Here is a 15099-nt window from a genome sequence, read left to right as displayed (position 1 = left end):
AGTATGCAGTTAGCTGAAACACAACAGGTACTGATGTCGGCAATATCGAAAAAAATGCAAAACCAGCCCTTCACGCTTGCAGGTTTCCTCGCAGATATTGCTCACATACCTGTCTTTCTCTATGGGGCGGGTGCGTTTGGTCGCCAAATGTTCCGCTTGCTTGCCCAAAATGGCATTAGGGTACGCGGTTTTCTTGACCGCAAAGCGCAACCGGGACAAATGTTATACGGCGTTCCTGTATATTCGCCGGACTCAGTGGATATTAGTCAGGAAGAGCGAAAACGTTCGCTGCTTATTGTGTCGATTGTGCTGACGCTTGAGGAAAGGATGCCGCTTTTTCAATCCTTAAATAAACTGGGTTTTTCACAAGTGGTTGACGGTCAATCTATCCGCGCCAGGGAAGTGCCATTCAGTGCAGCGTGTTATGAGGCAAATTGGTCGGATAGTGAGTTGACAGGAAAAATCTGTGCCGCTGCGGAACTTTTGGCCGATGGGGCAAGTCGTGAGGTTTATGCGCGTAATTTACGTGCTCATATTTTACGCAATTACGATGATTACATGGAAAGTACGGATTGTTGTCAATATTTTACGGAAGATGTCCCTTTGGCTAAAGGATTTACACGGTTCGTAGATTGTGGCGCGTATATTGGAGATACATTAACGCAACTGGTGAAAAAATTTGGCAATGTTGAGACTTATGTTGGATTTGAGCCGGATTGCGAAAGCTTCGGACGGCTTGCAAGTACGGCTGCTGCGTTACGGCATAATCTTTCCCAGGCATTTCTCTATCCTTGTGCGGTAGGCGGAGCTAACCAGATGGCTTCAATTATGCTTGCGGAAGGATCCAGCGCGCTTTCTGAATCAGGTGAAACCAGCGTTCAAGTTGTCAGCCTGGATAACGTATTTGTCGGCTTTGCGCCAACATTTATTAAGATGGATATAGAAGGTGCTGAAGTTGCGGCATTGCATGGCGCGGAAAATGTCATTCGTACCTCCCGTCCCGATCTTGCCGTTTGCATATATCACAATATAAGCGATTATTTTGAGATTCCGTTGCTTCTTCATCGCTGGAATCCGAATTATTTTTTTTATTTGCGCGCACACAGCTCCTGTACAATGGAAACTGTACTTTACGTGACGGAAAGGAGAAAACAGCAATGACAGTTCCCGTACGCGTTCCCTTGATTGAACATTTACCGCTTGCCACACCGTTTGCCGTGCATATGTTTACCTCTTATTATTGTAATTTTAAGTGTAGATATTGTATACACAGTTTAGACAAAGAAGAGCAGGACAAATTGCGTTTTAAGAAGCAAACAATGCCAATGGAAATTTTCCAAAAAACGGTTGATGATCTACAGGCATTTCCCTCACAAGTAAAGGCGATGATTTTTGCCGGGCATGGAGAACCTTTAACGCACCCGGCGATTGCTGATATGATCAGTTATGCCAAATTGCATAATGCCGCCGAGCGTGTCGAAATTGTATCGAATGGGAGCCTGCTCACGCCTTCCTTATCCGATAAGTTAATTGAAGCCAAGCTTGATCGCTTGCGGATTTCGCTGCAAGGTTTGAATGAAGAAGATTATCTGCGGGTGTGTGGCACTAAGATTAATTTTTCAGAGTTTGTTTCTTATCTGGAATACTTCTTCCGGCACAAACAACATACAGATACTTTTATCAAGATAATTGATATTGCATTGAATAATCCGACTGGTTCAAAACAATTTCACACAATATTTGATTCGATTTGCGATACGGCGGCAATTGAGTACCTGTTCCCGTTTATTGATCAGATAGATCATAAGGAACTCAGCGGCGAATTGCAAAATACAAAGCATGGAGACGGTAAGGCAATGCATGTTGATATTTGTGCGATGCCGTTTTATATGTTGGTTGTATTGCCAAATGGTGATGTAACCGGATGTTGCGCCATTCAGCCACCTGTTATTTTTGGCAATGTAATGAAAAAGACCTTACTAGAAATTTGGAATAGTGAAGAACGTAATGAATTATTGGTAACACAAATTCTTGGCAGAGCCGCGAATCCTGTGTGCAAAAATTGTACTGTTCCTGATTACGGTATGCAACAAGGCGACTATTTGGATGAATATCGCGCGCAATTGTTAAGGATATTTCGGATAGAAGGGCAAAACCATGGGACAAATGGTCGAATCTCAGGGCGTGATTAGTGATCATGGAATTGATGTCGTATATGTTACGATAACAACAAGTATTAGTACAGAAATTATGAACAGTATTCAAAAAGATTTTTCGCACGTTAAGCGAGTGGAAATCATAGGCGGATTGTTTTTTCCATCATTTAGCTAGAGCCTGGAGGGAGGTTGTCAAATGGCGCAAATTAAGCCGATTTCCGGTGCGGAAGATCGCGTGCTGCTTGCCGAGGCATTACCGTTGGTTTCGCCGTTTACGTTGAATGTATTTCCGACAAATGCCTGCAATTTTAAATGTTCTTATTGTGCTCAAAGCCTTGGTGCTGAAGCACTTGCCGCAACTTATGGGATGGACAGGGGTTTCATGAGTTTGGAAACTATGGAGTTGATTGTTGAACAAAGCAAAGCGTTTGCTCCGTATAAGCTGTTATCTTTTATGGGGCATGGTGAACCGCTGTTAAACAGGGATTTGCCGAAAATGATTTCCCTTGCAGCGCGGGCGGGGATTGCTCAACGCATTGAGATTATTACTAATGCTAGCATGCTGACACATGAATATGCGGATGAATTGATTGACTCCGGTCTTACCAACCTGCGCGTGTCTTTACAGGGGTTAGATATGGAATCGTATAGGAAAATCTGTGGTGTTGCCTTGGATTTTGACCGTTTTATGGAGCGTCTGGTCTATTTTTATACCCACAAGAAAAAAGATATGGGATTGTTCGTTAAAATTATGGATGTTTCACTGCCTATCGGCGGAGCAAAAGAGTTCTATAAATTATTCAATAATATTTGCGACCGCATGTATGTGGAGAATGTTCAGCCTGTGTATCATGCGGTTGATGTTCACAGCAGTAACGGGAGTGATCTTACGCGATATGATCGTTATGGCAACGCCCATCCGCCCAGAACGGTTTGCCCGCTTGCATTTTTTTCGCTTGCTGTATGGCCAAATGGTGACGTTCAACCTTGTGACGCGATTTATAAACCATGTGTTCTTGGCAATGTCCATAATACAAACCTACGTGAAATGTGGGATAGTGAACTGCTTAAACAATTTCGTATTAGGCATTTGCGCGGTGAGAAGGAGATCATTACCGGTTGTTCAAACTGCTGTGCACCGGATGATGTAAGCCATCCTTTGGATGCGCTGGATGATCGCAAAGACGAAATTTTGTGCAGATTATTTGGATAGGATAGTAAATAATATTCCATGGCGGTTATAAGATGAAAATCTGGGGAGAGCGATACGATGAAAATTACAGCAACAAAAATAGCAGGTGCTTATCTTGTCAAACGTGAACCGTTTGCCGATGAACGGGGGACATTTTCACGCCTGTTCTGCCGCCGAGAACTGGAAGCGGCTGGGCTATGCGGTGAAATCTCCCAAATGAATCTATCAACCAATCGTAACAAAGGTACATTGCGGGGATTGCACTCTCAATCCGGTAATGCGGCGGAAGATAAGCTGGTGACCTGTGTTCAAGGCGAGGTATTTGATGTGTGTGTGGATGTCCGCGAGGATTCACCGACCTATTTGCAATGGGTTGGCGAGACACTCTCGGCGGAGAATGGAATGGGTCTGTATGTTCCGAAAGGTTGTGCCCATGGGTATTTAACCATGACGGACAATGCGCAGGTGTTGTATCTGGTGACAGAGTACTATACCCCGGATACAGAGGTTGGATACCGGTTTGACGATTCGGCATTTGAGATAGCATGGCCAATAATGCCTCCGTATATCATGAGTGAGAAGGACAAAAATTGGAGGTATATAAGCAACTCGTAATTGTGAGGGGTGTTGAAGAGACTGTACCGGCAAGAGATGTGGATAAGGCGGGATTTCGATATGAACGATGTTGAGAATGAGGCGGAAGCATCAATACTCGGCACATACCGTAAACCATTGGTATATATCTCTGGCATTAGCCTGCCGAGGAAGAAGTAAAAGCAAGCAATAGTTGGTGAAGTCATGTTATAGGTCGTGTCAGATTCGAAACCGGTTTCGAATTTGGGACATCTTCATTAATAATGCGCTTAGTATAAAATATGTATCTTTCTGTTAGGTGTGATGGTTAGCGTGCCCCAATGGGCTTCAATAATTTCAAGACATTGGCCGGAACAGGCGATTCGGCAGAATCAGTAAGGCTGCATGTCACGAAATAATCCGCTTTATGCCGCTTAGCGTTTCTTTTACATCCGCAGGTACAAGGTCGATCAGCCGAGCGGAGAAAAGTGATAGGGTACGGTTCATTCCGATCAGGCGGGCAATGGACAGTCCGTTACAGCTAGCCAATAACGACTACCCTCCGCTCATAAGGGGCGGAGGGTGATGTTCAAATATTCTCCAAGTAATCAGGGCAGGGTGTCACGACTAAATCACACCTCCAGCTCGCTGCCTGAGTTCCCCCGGATTGGTTTGGGGAAGAAGGTGGAAAAAGGAATCCGTCTTCTGCTGACTTAGAGGTTTGAAGAGACAGAAGATATGATATAATGAAGCTGGCAGGTTATGAAGAACTGTCCCAGGAGGTGCAGGGATTCATTCCCGACTATAAATATTTGCTCTATGATCTTTCGGAGTATACGGGTGAGGAAATAAAAGGCCAGGTCATTAATATAATAGTCATGATCATCATGAGGGATATCCGGAAAAGGGATATGAGAGTCTATTAAAGTCAACCTTTAAAGCAGCGATGTATTTGCGTGAGCTTGAAGATCACCAAACAGGGATAGGCTATTTTGAGACCCTGATGAGATATCTGTTCAGTATCAGAGCCGACCTGACCCGGGATGATTTCCATGAATTAGTTGCGGAGATGAAAGAGCTCCGAATAGCCGAATTAATCGTATCTAAGTATAATGAAATGGTGGGGTAACAGAGGTACTGGCGGTCTAAGACCTTGAAGAAGCTTCATGGGAGGGAGGGTTTTCTCGTGATCATTTACAATAATATTCCTGGACTGAAGGCGTCTAACGCATTAAGTAAGAATATACACAAAGCCGGCACACCCTTAGCAAGGGTGTCGTCCGGCTTAAGAATCAATCATGCGGCTGATGATGGGGCAGGACTTAGTATCAGTGAAAAGATGCGAGGGCAAATCCGCGGTCTCATGCAGGCATCCAGAAATATTCAGGATGGACTTAGCTACCTGGATACTGCCGATGGCTATCTTGGCAGTATTAATTCGCCCCCGCTGCAACGGCTGCGGGAGTTGGCGATACAGGCCGCCAATGATACCTTAACCACCCAGGATCGTGAGACTATTCAGAAAGAAGTTCTGCAAATACAAGAACATTTAGAAAGACTGTTCCGCACAGCCGAATTCAATACCCATAAAATCTTTGCCCAGGATATTAAAAGCACAAAAACGCCAACTCCCGGAATATTGCCGGGAGATACGCTGATTCGTCAATATGGTTTGCAGGTAACAGCCGGCAGAAATGACCGCTTAACCTTTCGTTTGGATGAGCAGCCCTTGGAAATTCATTTGGATCCCGGCAACTATACTTCAGAACAGCTTGTGCATGCCCTGAACGAGAAATTCAAAGGGGCTGGTACTGATGTAACGGTGGGGTTTGAAGGGGATAGCTTGGTGTATCATTCGCCGACCAAAGTTCTGGACAGCTTTGGCGGCTCCATGATTGAGATCGATTCCCCTGCTTCTTACACGTCCATTATTTATGATAACAGTAAACCCGGTTATATTTCCGGCGCCTATTTTTTAGGTGCGGAATATCTATCCGGCGACGTAACTATTGATAGTTCGAATAATACCCTGACTTTTCGTGTGGGTGATAGCGGCACCTATACTAATGTTTCGCTTACCTTGGCAGATGGCACTTATTCGGCCCAAGGATTAGTAGATGCTCTGAATCATCATTTTAATACCAATGGCATTGATGTCACAGCGACCAAAGATGCTTCCAACCGCCTCAAGCTTCAGCATAATAAGTGCGGTGCGGGATATACCCTTGACCAATTAGGCGGAACGGCGAAGCAGGTTATCTTAGACAGGCTGGTCTCTAATCATTATTCTGAATACATACACCCCGGCACGAACGGCTCTCCTGCTGTATTTACCGGGTATAAATCACTTGCAGGAGGCATCACCATTGAGGCTGGGCGCAATGATACTTTGCGTCTGAATGTAGGAGGTACTGTTCATACCCTAACTTTAGCCGCAGGCACCTACGATCAGGCCGGAATCATGACTCAGCTCAATCAAGTGTTTGCCAATCAAAGCCTTCAGGTTGAAGCTAAACTTAGCGGAGACCGTTTACAGCTGGAGTATACCGGTGCAGGTGCGGGGTCGGTCGGCTCTGTGTCAGGGGGTGCGGCCTATACTCTTATGGGCGAACCGGTTTCCGGTCCGAGTCTTATCCCTGGCTCATGGCAGCTGGTTGAAGGAAATACCACCCCAATCGCTGTCGGCAAGGCAAGAGCGACCGGACAAACTAACCTGGCTAATGGCGTACAGATCATTACCGGCTATAACGATACTTTGACCTTTGAGTTGGACGGTCAGGCAAAAAGTATTGCTTTAGATGCTAAATGGTATAGTGCTGCCGAGTTGCTATCGGCAATTAATACCGAGTTAAGCGGTATGGATGTAACAGCAAGCTATGTGGGCCCTTCTTCGCAACAATTAGTATTTGAACATAAAAAAGAAGGCGGCGGTATCCCGGAATTCCCTTATTCGCTGAAAAATTTCGGCGGTAATGCTTTGTCCACGCTTATGACGACAAACATGCCGATGGGGCAGGCCTCCGGGACTACGCCTTCCGCCAGCTATCTACGCGGCACAGCCAATATCAGCAATATCACGATCAGCGCCGGGGTTAACGATTCATTAACAGTAAGTGCCAACGGTAATCCCTATTCTTTTACGCTGGACGCTGGGACGTACAATACGGCTCAATTAGTGACCCAAATAAATGGCAAACTTTCAGCTGCTGGCTTAGGAGGTATGATTGAGGCAACTTCATACAGCTCGTATTTAGAACTTCGTTCCCAAACAACCGGCACAACGACCCAAATCAATTCCGTTTCGGGAAATTCGGTCAATACTTTATTCCGTAGGGTTGATCAGTATTACCAAAATGCCGGCTATATTCCGCCAAGTACATCGGACACCTATATAGATGGGCGTGTCGATTTACGCCAGGGGATTACGATTGGAACCGGAGTCAATGATAAACTTGCTTTTGATCTTCATGACGACGGCACAATTGAACGGAAAACCATAATCCTTGATGCTGGGGAGTATAGCGAAAATGGCCTGATCGATATGATCAACGCCAAATTGCAGGCGCAAAACCTGCAAGTAGCCGCTGCCATCAAGAATATTAATACGCCCCAAGGGCCTAGGACCGTTATGACCTTGACCTACTCTCCAGGCAAAAACGGTTATTTTGCCATCGACGGAGTAGGCGGCAGCGCCTCCTATACTGTGTTTTATCCCGGGCCATATGATATCACATATACCGGCGGAATGGATCTTAAATTGCAAGTCGGCGCAAATTCCGGAAATATGGTCTCAACAGGGACGCAATATATGATGAATACAGAAATCCTTGGCATAAGAAGATTGGATTATACCACCCGCATCAGTGCCGATCGGGCTATCGACACAGTTGCTGATGCTATGGCCATGGTAAGTGCCGCCCGCGGGCTGAACGGAGCCAAGCGCAATGCCCTTGAATCTCTCTATTACAATGTAACCCAGTCGGCAGAAAATTTACAGGCCGCCGAGTCAAGAATCCGTGATGCCGATCTCGCCAAGGAAATGATGGCTCATGTAAAGCAATCTCTGCTGTCACAAGCCGCCGAAGCCGTATTGGTCCAAACAAAGCAGCAACCACAGATGATTCTGGAACTCTTAAAATAACTACTCAATCGAATTTGCCGACACCTCATCGTTCAGAAGACGCCAAACCCAAATGATGCGAAGGGTTTAGGGACTCCCAATCTCCTCCAATGTAAGCAAGATTTCCTGATATCCGCTCCTTCCAAGAGTAAGCTATAAAGTTAATGTGGACAACGTAGGATTGTCACCACTCATCGATGGAAGCGGCATTTCTAAGGAACTTGGGTTCTGTCCAGAATGCGACAACGTTGTCGCATTCTGGACAGAACAGTAATATTTCAAAATTATAGGTCTTTAGGCCTAAAGTCTTATCCCGATTGATCCGATAACTTATATAGAGAGAAAGTACAGCAGTTAGATTTTTACACCAAGTGGATCAACATATAGAGAGTTAAAGTGTAATATGAAGGAGGACTATATATGGCAATACGTACCTACGGCCTAAGTGGTTCGGGCATGGATGTGGATCAAATGGTTAAGGACATGATGTCGGCCCGGCGGGAGCAATATGATAAGCTCTGGCAAAAGAAAACTCAGCTGGAATGGAAAAAAACCGACTATAATACCATGTACAATACAATACAAAGTTTTCGCAATACCACAGCGTTTAATTATCGGTTGTCCAGTACCACAATCCCTAAGATCGTGACATCATCGGCAGAGGGCATCGTTACCGCTACAGCCAATGCTGACGCGGCCAATGTGAGTCGCAGTATTACTGTGGGTCAGCTGGCACAGGGAGCGAATGTCACCAGTACGGGGAAGATTACTGAAGAAGGAAGAACTAAGGACAGCTTAATGTCCCAGTTCGGATTGGAGGAAGGGACATTTGCGGTAGTGCTTGGCGATGGGAGCACCTCCAAAACCATCCAGGTGGATACCAGCAAAAGCATCTATGACTTTGTCAGTGACCTGAATAAATCAGGATTGAAGATTAGAGCCAGCTATGATGCCACTTTGGATCGCTTTAATATCAGTACCACCGGTACAGGGGAAGACGTGGCCATTGATTTTACTGGAACCACAAGTGAAAAAGGTAAAGAGTTTTTGGAGAAACTCCAATTACATGTTGTAAAGGAAGATGGCGGCGGAGGAACAACGACGGAACCCATAACGTCAGAAGCCATAAAAGGCAAGGATGCCGAGGTTGTGTTGGATGGCGCAACCATTACCCATTCCGGCAACACCTTCACCGCCTTTGGCGTCACCTATACCCTGAAAGCAACAGGTGACGCGAATATCCATGTCTCAGCGGATAATGACAAAGCCGTATCTGTAGTCAAGGATTTCGTTGACCAATATAACGCCTTGCTGGAAACCATCAACAGCGAATTAAATGAAGCCAAATACAAAAGCTACATGCCCCTGACCAACGAAATGAAGGGTCAACTGGGTGATTCTCAGATTACTCAGTGGGAAGAGATGGCCAGAAGTGGGCTTCTGCGCAATGATTCCACCCTGCAGTCCCTGATCTATAAGCTGCGCAACGATATAGCGACTCCTGTCAGCGGAGTTGAGGGCAAATATAACTCTTTATCTGCCATAGGCGTGACCACAGGAAAGGATTATCTGGAAGGTGGTAAGCTTTATCTCGATGAAACCGAGCTGAAGAAAGCTTTGGAAGCCGACCCGGATATTGTCAACAAACTGTTTGGTTCTTCCGGAGAAGATCGGAATAGCCAAGGGGCAGCGGTGCGCATCTATGATAGCTTAAAATCAACGATGGATAACATCAAGGAAACAGCAGGTATCACCGGTACCATTAAAGGTGATACGGAAAGTACTCTGGCCAAGCAAATTCGCGATTATGAAGACAGCTTAGATCGCATGAACGACCGCCTTTCCCAAATGGAAGAACGCTACTATAAACAATTTAATGCTATGGAATTAGCTCTGAGCAAGTTAAGCCAGCAAAGCAGCTGGTTGGCCAATATGTTCAGCAGTGGAAACTAAAAGGGAGTGAAAGCATGTTGAATTCCCAAATGGCGGCCGCTTACAAAAACCAGCAGATCATGACGGCTTCGCCGGAGCAGTTGACTTTGTTGCTTTATAACGGAGCTTTAAGATTTCTTAGCGAGAGCATCCAGGCTTTGGAAAACGACGATAAAGAAAAATCTCATCATGCTAATCTTCGCGTACAAGCCATTATTCATGAATTTATGGGTACCCTGGATATGAATTATGAGATCTCCCAAAATTGGGCGGCACTTTATGAGTATATCGAGCACTGCCTAATTGAAGGCAATATTAAAAAAGATGTGCAGCAGCTGCGCAACGCTAAAGAGATCCTGGAGGATATGCGCAATACCTGGCAGGAAGCCATGAAGCTGGCCCAGCAGGCTAAGGTGGCCGGGGTTTAATGAATAGCTCGCTCCTTTTAAGTTTTCTGTTTTGGATGTATACTATTGGTGAGGCAGACAATTCCTTCGATGGAGAGGAGCGACTTCGATATGACGGATAGCATTCAAAACCTGCTGAGCCAGTATACATCAGAAATTAAAAAGATTTATGGGTGCCATTTGAAAAGTATAATTTTATATGGGTCTTATGCTCGTGGAGATTTTACCAACAATTCGGATATAGATATCATGTTGCTGGTGGACCTGACTGATGTTGAACTGGATAATTACTCGGACGATCTAGCAGAACTAGGATTTAAGTATAATGTGGCATACAATATCTGGATGATGCCTGTTGTCAAAAATGTTGTTCATTTCCATCAGTGGGCAAAGGTGTATCCTTTTTATATCAACGTGCAGGAAGAGGGTGTGATACTTTATGAAGCGGCCTAATGACCCTGACGTTGGCAGTTTTTTTGAACTCGCTTATCATCGTATTGATGTGGCCGGGGAAGATTTAGATAGTGCCAGACTCCTTTTTGAGGCGAACCGATATCGAGGCGCAAACAACCGTGCCTACTACTCGATTTTTCACTCTATTTGTGCAGTACTATCGATAGAAGGTAAAGCTTTCAAACGACATAAAGATACGCTGGCCTATTTTAACAAGGAATTTATTCACTCCGAAATATTTCCAAGAGAACTTGGACGAAAAATAATAAAAGCGGAAGAAATTCGCCATGCCAGTGATTATGATGCATTTTATATTGCATCTAAAGTAATTGCTGCACAGCAGATAGATACTGCCGACCATTTGCTTTTTCTTGTTAGGAAATATATAGAAGAACGGAAAGGCGGACCGGGGTATGACTGAGAGAACGCCGCAATCCTTATGGCAGGACTATCTTTTCCTCACAAAAGAAATGCTGAAATGCCTTAACAAACAGGATATGGAGTTGTTCCACGATCTGATGAATCAACGGGAACGGATGCAGACCCTCATTGAGGAGACGCCCGACCATGCTTTCAGAAGTTCCCCTCAGGGGAGAAAGCTCTTGACTGAGATCCGGGGGGAAGACCAAATCCTCATGAGTCACTTTCAAGCGACTCATAGTAAAGCCAAGCACCATCATCAAGTAGCGGAAGCCTACTCCGGCGGGAACCAGCAGCCTGTGAACCACCGAAACTGGGTGCGCTAACCCTAACTACTCAGTTCAGTCCTGAAAGGAGGAATTCTCATGATCGTCATTGAGCCAATTCAGCCTAATCATCAGAAGACCATGATGCCTGTGGATGCCTATCCCGGCCAAAAACTGGAACGATCTCAGGAAATACCCCGGCCGGTTGTCGAGCGCAAAAATGAAATTCCCAATGCCCGGGAAGAGATTCCCCGTGAAGAAGTTGAGAAGGCTGTGGATAAATTGAACCGCTTTATGGGCTTGATCAATAAGGGGATGCGGTTCGAGGTTCATGAAGAGGACGAGGAGGAGATCCTGGTGCGGATCGTGGACCAGGACTCGGAGCAGGTTCTTAAAGAGTCCACACCGAAATGGGTGATGGAGCTGCTCCATAATCTGACCGATGTCGCCGGATTATTCGTTGACCAAAGAGTTTAAAGGATCCATTGATGATAACTGCCTCAATCCTTGGTTGACCAAAGGATTGAGGCAGTGCTTTTGTACAAGCTTTTTGAAAGGAGCAACTCAGAATGCGGAAAAGAATATTAGGATTAATTTTAAGTTTCGTTCTTGCGTCTTCAATTGCTTTCCCAGTCTATGCTTCAAACTCACCAGCAATAATCCGATTAGCAGGAGATGATAGATATGCTGTATCGTCGGCAATTGCTCAACAGTGGGGTCAGTCCGATTATGCAGTTTTAGCTTGCGGCAATGATTTTCCCGATGCATTATGTGCCGCTCCTCTTGCGAAGAAATATAAGGCGCCCATTTTGTTAACTGCCACGAATAATTTACCAGATACAACAAAACAAACCTTAATAAGGTTAAATGTTAAAAATGTTTTTATCATTGGTGGAACAGGGATTATTTCTGCGAATGTTGAAAATCAACTGAATTCAATGCAGATCCAAACAGTGAGGATATATGGGACAGACCGATATGACACTTCTGTTAAGATAGCGAAGCAATTGGATACTCCGACACAATTGGTTGTCTGCACCGGCAATAATTTTTCGGATGCCCTATCAATGGCCCCAATTGCCGCTATAAAACAGATCCCTATAGTATTAGTCCCTAAAAATTCTCTGCCAGATTCAACAAGGGAATATATTTCTTCATTAAATGGTGTAATAAAGACCTATGTGATTGGTGATTCCAGCATAATCTCAGATAGTATTGTTGACCAGCTTCCCAATGCGGAAAGAATTACCGGTTCGAATAAGTATAGCCGTAATGTGGCTATTAATCAAAGATTTGATAGTACATTAGGGAAAGATAAAGTTTGTTTAGCCACTGGAGAAGATTTTGCAGATGCTTTGACAGGGGCTGTATTTGCTGCTGAAATGTCAGCGCCTATTATTCTGGTTAGAGGGGTTAATCCTAGTGAGACAAAAAGTTATTACTGGGCCGGATTAAGCGACATTAATACTGTTTATGTTTTGGGGAGCCCCGACAATATTTCGGACAATTTTATTAGTAACTCAACTTTCGCACCCCAGTTGAGGGAATAGAGCCTTGATATAACTGGGTAATGCAGCAATCCACTTTTGTAATTGACTGAGTGATTCGTTATTCTCTGGTTTATTGGGTAGTAGATTAAGAACAAACGTCATTAACTGACGTAGTGCTGTTTTCAAGTCTAAATCCATAACCTCATCAGCAAAAAGATAAAAGAGTCCCCCAAGAGAGCGTTCATCATTGTTTTCTCTTCGTTCCCACTCCAGGATGAGGTAACGGGTAAAGACTATGGTTGTGTGACTAACCATCATATCGAAGGATCGGCCCTGAAATTCAGTTCCTAGCTTCAAATGCGATTTGGCCATTTTGAAAAACGTTTCGATACTCCAACGCATCCCGTAAATTCTTACGACTTCAGTAGTTTCTAAGGAAAGATCGGTGGTTAAGATCGCTAACCACTCTCTTCGGTTGTTTCGATTCTGGACGAAAACAACTTTTAAAGCTAAGCCTGAAGGGGTATGAACACGCACTGAACCCAGTATTTCTGCTTTCGGGTTCTTTGGGACTCTCGCGTAGAGCTCTCGTAAACTGAGTGATTTTCCTTCAAAGAGATAACGCTGCTTAAGTTCTTTAACCATTCCAATAACGTGAAGCTCCTTATCCCTTAGCTTTTGCAAAAGTGGAGCATGGGTAAACCAACTATCCATTAGGACGTAATCCGCTGAGAATCCGGCTTTGAGAGCTCGTTCAAGCATTTGAACCACGGTGTCCGGTTTAGGGCTCATCGCTTCCAGGCGACGCTTATAGCCTACGGAGCGTTTGTCTAAGTCCTCTCTCATTTCACAAAGACGATTTTTAGCTTTTGCAGAACTCATCAATGTAAAATCAAGGGGTGCGAAGCTGAACCCGTCAGACCAGCCCAAGGTTAGTAAGGTGTAACCGCGAACAAAGCGGCCCGAAACATGGTCAAACACTCGGGCTAAGAGTTCAACTTTCTTGCTTCGTTCGCGCTCCATTACAGAATCATCTACGATAAAAACACGGATACGCTGCGCAGAGGTGAGCTTTTCAAAGCGTCCGACCATCTTGAGGCTGAGTAACTGGTAAAAACGCCTCCAGTTATACCGAGAGTCATTGAGAAACCGATAAACAACATCTTTACCTGGAAGAGATTCTGCCCGGCTTCCTTCTAACAGCCGAAACAGATTTCGACCTTGAAAAACGAGTTGGAAAATGATTTGGAAGACAACGAAGCTTGAAACCCCATAGGACTTGCGGATCCCAGCGGCTCGAAGCAGCTGACTAAGCTTAAGGGAAGAAAAAATTAAAGAAAGCTGATTTTGATGCTGTTCAGGCAGAGAGTTGTGTTGTAACATGGAGATACGCACCTTTCTGTTTTGGAAATTATGGTTGTTTGGTCACTTCCATTTTACCAATTCGAAAGGTGTTTTTCTGTCAATGAACAAAATATTTTTAGCCTAATCCAGTAGTAGACTGAGTTTGAACAGATTTTCGCGCTGCGAAAGTTGAGTTAGTAATTTAGGGAATAGACAAGAAGAGGTCCGTCTATCAGAAACCTATTTATATCTATTTATTGACAGCAATAGTTTGGAATATGAATGGAAATCGCCGGCGGAAATCGAAGAAAAGAATCAATATTTCTCTTGGTTTTATCTGTTTGAGGATATTTATTATTTTAAAATGGGTGGAAGGCTTGAAGAATTTTTTGAAACAAAGCAAGGTGGATGGGTCGTTGTTCCAATCTCTACTATCCAAAGAACACTTTCCCAATATTTTGACGGTATCACCAGAGAAATGATTATTGATTCTTCACAATCATGGTATGATAAAGAACTTGACGCAGTTGTATATGGCGGCGGACGAGGGTCCAGACCTTACAGCCCATTAGTCCTATCCTATGAAATAAAGGATCATATTTTGACTATTGATTACACTCTCCGATATGATTATGACGAGGGGGCTATAGCAAATGATGCTGAGAGATATCGCCTGACCATTGAATTAAAGACCGATGGGTCATATCGATACCTTTCCAACAAACAAATGCAATGACGGGGTAAAG

At 44.5% G+C, this 15099-nt stretch carries 16 protein-coding genes; 15 read left to right on the top strand and 1 reads right to left on the bottom strand.

The window, feature by feature from the left end:
• Positions 1-3: 3 nt before the first annotated feature.
• From DHAF_RS24795 to DHAF_RS20750, 14 genes are all read left to right on the top strand, one after another.
• Complete coding sequence (locus DHAF_RS24795) at positions 4-1161, top strand: FkbM family methyltransferase (protein ID WP_015945079.1); 1158 nt, start codon at positions 4-6, stop codon at positions 1159-1161.
• Positions 1158-2192: a radical SAM/SPASM domain-containing protein gene (locus DHAF_RS20810; RefSeq protein ID WP_015945078.1), complete on the top strand. Its 1035-nt coding sequence runs from the start codon at positions 1158-1160 to the stop codon at positions 2190-2192. Before DHAF_RS24795 ends, DHAF_RS20810 begins: the two co-directional genes overlap by 4 nt.
• A 160-nt stretch (positions 2193-2352) precedes the next feature.
• Positions 2353-3369 (top strand): radical SAM/SPASM domain-containing protein, encoded by a 1017-nt coding sequence (locus DHAF_RS20805; protein ID WP_015945077.1) that lies wholly within the window; start codon positions 2353-2355, stop codon positions 3367-3369.
• 57 nt (positions 3370-3426) lie between these two features.
• Complete coding sequence (gene rfbC, locus DHAF_RS20800; RefSeq protein WP_015945076.1) at positions 3427-3963, top strand: dTDP-4-dehydrorhamnose 3,5-epimerase; 537 nt, start codon at positions 3427-3429, stop codon at positions 3961-3963.
• Positions 3964-4667: 704 nt separating this feature from the next.
• Complete coding sequence (locus DHAF_RS20795) at positions 4668-4847, top strand: Rpn family recombination-promoting nuclease/putative transposase (protein ID WP_015945074.1); 180 nt, start codon at positions 4668-4670, stop codon at positions 4845-4847.
• Positions 4848-4873: 26 nt separating this feature from the next.
• Positions 4874-5050 (top strand): hypothetical protein, encoded by a 177-nt coding sequence (locus DHAF_RS25940; protein WP_158304535.1) that lies wholly within the window; start codon positions 4874-4876, stop codon positions 5048-5050.
• A gap of 57 nt (positions 5051-5107) precedes the next feature.
• Entirely contained in the window at positions 5108-8062 is a 2955-nt protein-coding gene (locus DHAF_RS20785; protein ID WP_015945072.1) for a flagellin N-terminal helical domain-containing protein, read from the top strand.
• Between the two features lie 399 nt (positions 8063-8461).
• Complete coding sequence (fliD, locus tag DHAF_RS20780; RefSeq protein WP_015945071.1) at positions 8462-9994, top strand: flagellar filament capping protein FliD; 1533 nt, start codon at positions 8462-8464, stop codon at positions 9992-9994.
• A 14-nt stretch (positions 9995-10008) separates the two neighbouring features.
• Positions 10009-10401, top strand: coding sequence for a flagellar export chaperone FliS (gene fliS, locus DHAF_RS20775; RefSeq protein ID WP_015945070.1), 393 nt, complete (start codon positions 10009-10011; stop codon positions 10399-10401).
• Positions 10402-10491: 90 nt separating this feature from the next.
• A complete protein-coding gene (locus DHAF_RS20770) occupies positions 10492-10833 on the top strand; it encodes a nucleotidyltransferase domain-containing protein (RefSeq protein WP_015945069.1) in 342 nt (113 codons plus the stop codon).
• On the top strand, positions 10820-11254 hold the full coding sequence (locus tag DHAF_RS20765) for a HEPN domain-containing protein (protein ID WP_015945068.1): 435 nt from the start codon (positions 10820-10822) through the stop codon (positions 11252-11254). Before DHAF_RS20770 ends, DHAF_RS20765 begins: the two co-directional genes overlap by 14 nt.
• Positions 11247-11579, top strand: a complete 333-nt coding sequence (locus DHAF_RS20760; protein WP_015945067.1) for a hypothetical protein — start codon at positions 11247-11249, stop codon at positions 11577-11579. Before DHAF_RS20765 ends, DHAF_RS20760 begins: the two co-directional genes overlap by 8 nt.
• 39 nt (positions 11580-11618) lie before the next feature.
• Positions 11619-11996 carry a flagellar protein FlaG gene (locus tag DHAF_RS20755; RefSeq protein WP_015945066.1) on the top strand — a complete coding sequence of 126 codons (378 nt, stop codon included), beginning with the start codon at positions 11619-11621 and terminating at the stop codon, positions 11994-11996.
• A 92-nt stretch (positions 11997-12088) separates the two neighbouring features.
• Positions 12089-13069 carry a cell wall-binding repeat-containing protein gene (locus DHAF_RS20750; protein ID WP_015945065.1) on the top strand — a complete coding sequence of 327 codons (981 nt, stop codon included), beginning with the start codon at positions 12089-12091 and terminating at the stop codon, positions 13067-13069.
• On the opposite strand, the gene DHAF_RS20745 is transcribed toward DHAF_RS20750, so the two are convergent.
• Positions 13040-14392 carry an IS4-like element ISDha5 family transposase gene (locus DHAF_RS20745; RefSeq protein WP_005808317.1) on the bottom strand — a complete coding sequence of 451 codons (1353 nt, stop codon included), beginning with the start codon at positions 14390-14392 and terminating at the stop codon, positions 13040-13042. The two genes, DHAF_RS20750 and DHAF_RS20745, sit on opposite strands and share 30 nt — an antisense overlap.
• Positions 14393-14624: 232 nt before the next feature.
• Here DHAF_RS20745 and DHAF_RS20740 point away from each other — a divergent pair, with 232 nt between their 5' ends.
• Positions 14625-15089 carry a hypothetical protein gene (locus DHAF_RS20740; protein WP_041272014.1) on the top strand — a complete coding sequence of 155 codons (465 nt, stop codon included), beginning with the start codon at positions 14625-14627 and terminating at the stop codon, positions 15087-15089.
• The last annotated feature ends 10 nt before the right edge of the window (positions 15090-15099 follow it).

Source organism: Desulfitobacterium hafniense DCB-2, from assembly GCF_000021925.1.
GTDB classification, from domain to species: domain Bacteria; phylum Bacillota; class Desulfitobacteriia; order Desulfitobacteriales; family Desulfitobacteriaceae; genus Desulfitobacterium; species Desulfitobacterium hafniense.
Note: the sequence above shows the minus strand (reverse complement) of the source record. Positions and strands in the feature narration are given on the sequence as shown.

Coding starts and splice junctions, on each gene's coding strand:
- DHAF_RS24795 (WP_015945079.1), top strand. CDS start 4: ATGCAGTTAGCTGAAACACAACAGGTACTGATGTCGGCAATATCGAAA.
- DHAF_RS20805 (WP_015945077.1), top strand. CDS start 2,353: ATGGCGCAAATTAAGCCGATTTCCGGTGCGGAAGATCGCGTGCTGCTT.
- rfbC (WP_015945076.1), top strand. CDS start 3,427: ATGAAAATTACAGCAACAAAAATAGCAGGTGCTTATCTTGTCAAACGT.
- DHAF_RS20745 (WP_005808317.1), bottom strand. CDS start 14,392: ATGTTACAACACAACTCTCTGCCTGAACAGCATCAAAATCAGCTTTCT.
- DHAF_RS20750 (WP_015945065.1), top strand. CDS start 12,089: ATGCGGAAAAGAATATTAGGATTAATTTTAAGTTTCGTTCTTGCGTCT.
- DHAF_RS20770 (WP_015945069.1), top strand. CDS start 10,492: ATGACGGATAGCATTCAAAACCTGCTGAGCCAGTATACATCAGAAATT.
- DHAF_RS20810 (WP_015945078.1), top strand. CDS start 1,158: ATGACAGTTCCCGTACGCGTTCCCTTGATTGAACATTTACCGCTTGCC.
- fliS (WP_015945070.1), top strand. CDS start 10,009: ATGTTGAATTCCCAAATGGCGGCCGCTTACAAAAACCAGCAGATCATG.
- DHAF_RS20760 (WP_015945067.1), top strand. CDS start 11,247: ATGACTGAGAGAACGCCGCAATCCTTATGGCAGGACTATCTTTTCCTC.
- DHAF_RS20755 (WP_015945066.1), top strand. CDS start 11,619: ATGATCGTCATTGAGCCAATTCAGCCTAATCATCAGAAGACCATGATG.
- DHAF_RS20795 (WP_015945074.1), top strand. CDS start 4,668: ATGAAGCTGGCAGGTTATGAAGAACTGTCCCAGGAGGTGCAGGGATTC.
- fliD (WP_015945071.1), top strand. CDS start 8,462: ATGGCAATACGTACCTACGGCCTAAGTGGTTCGGGCATGGATGTGGAT.
- DHAF_RS20765 (WP_015945068.1), top strand. CDS start 10,820: ATGAAGCGGCCTAATGACCCTGACGTTGGCAGTTTTTTTGAACTCGCT.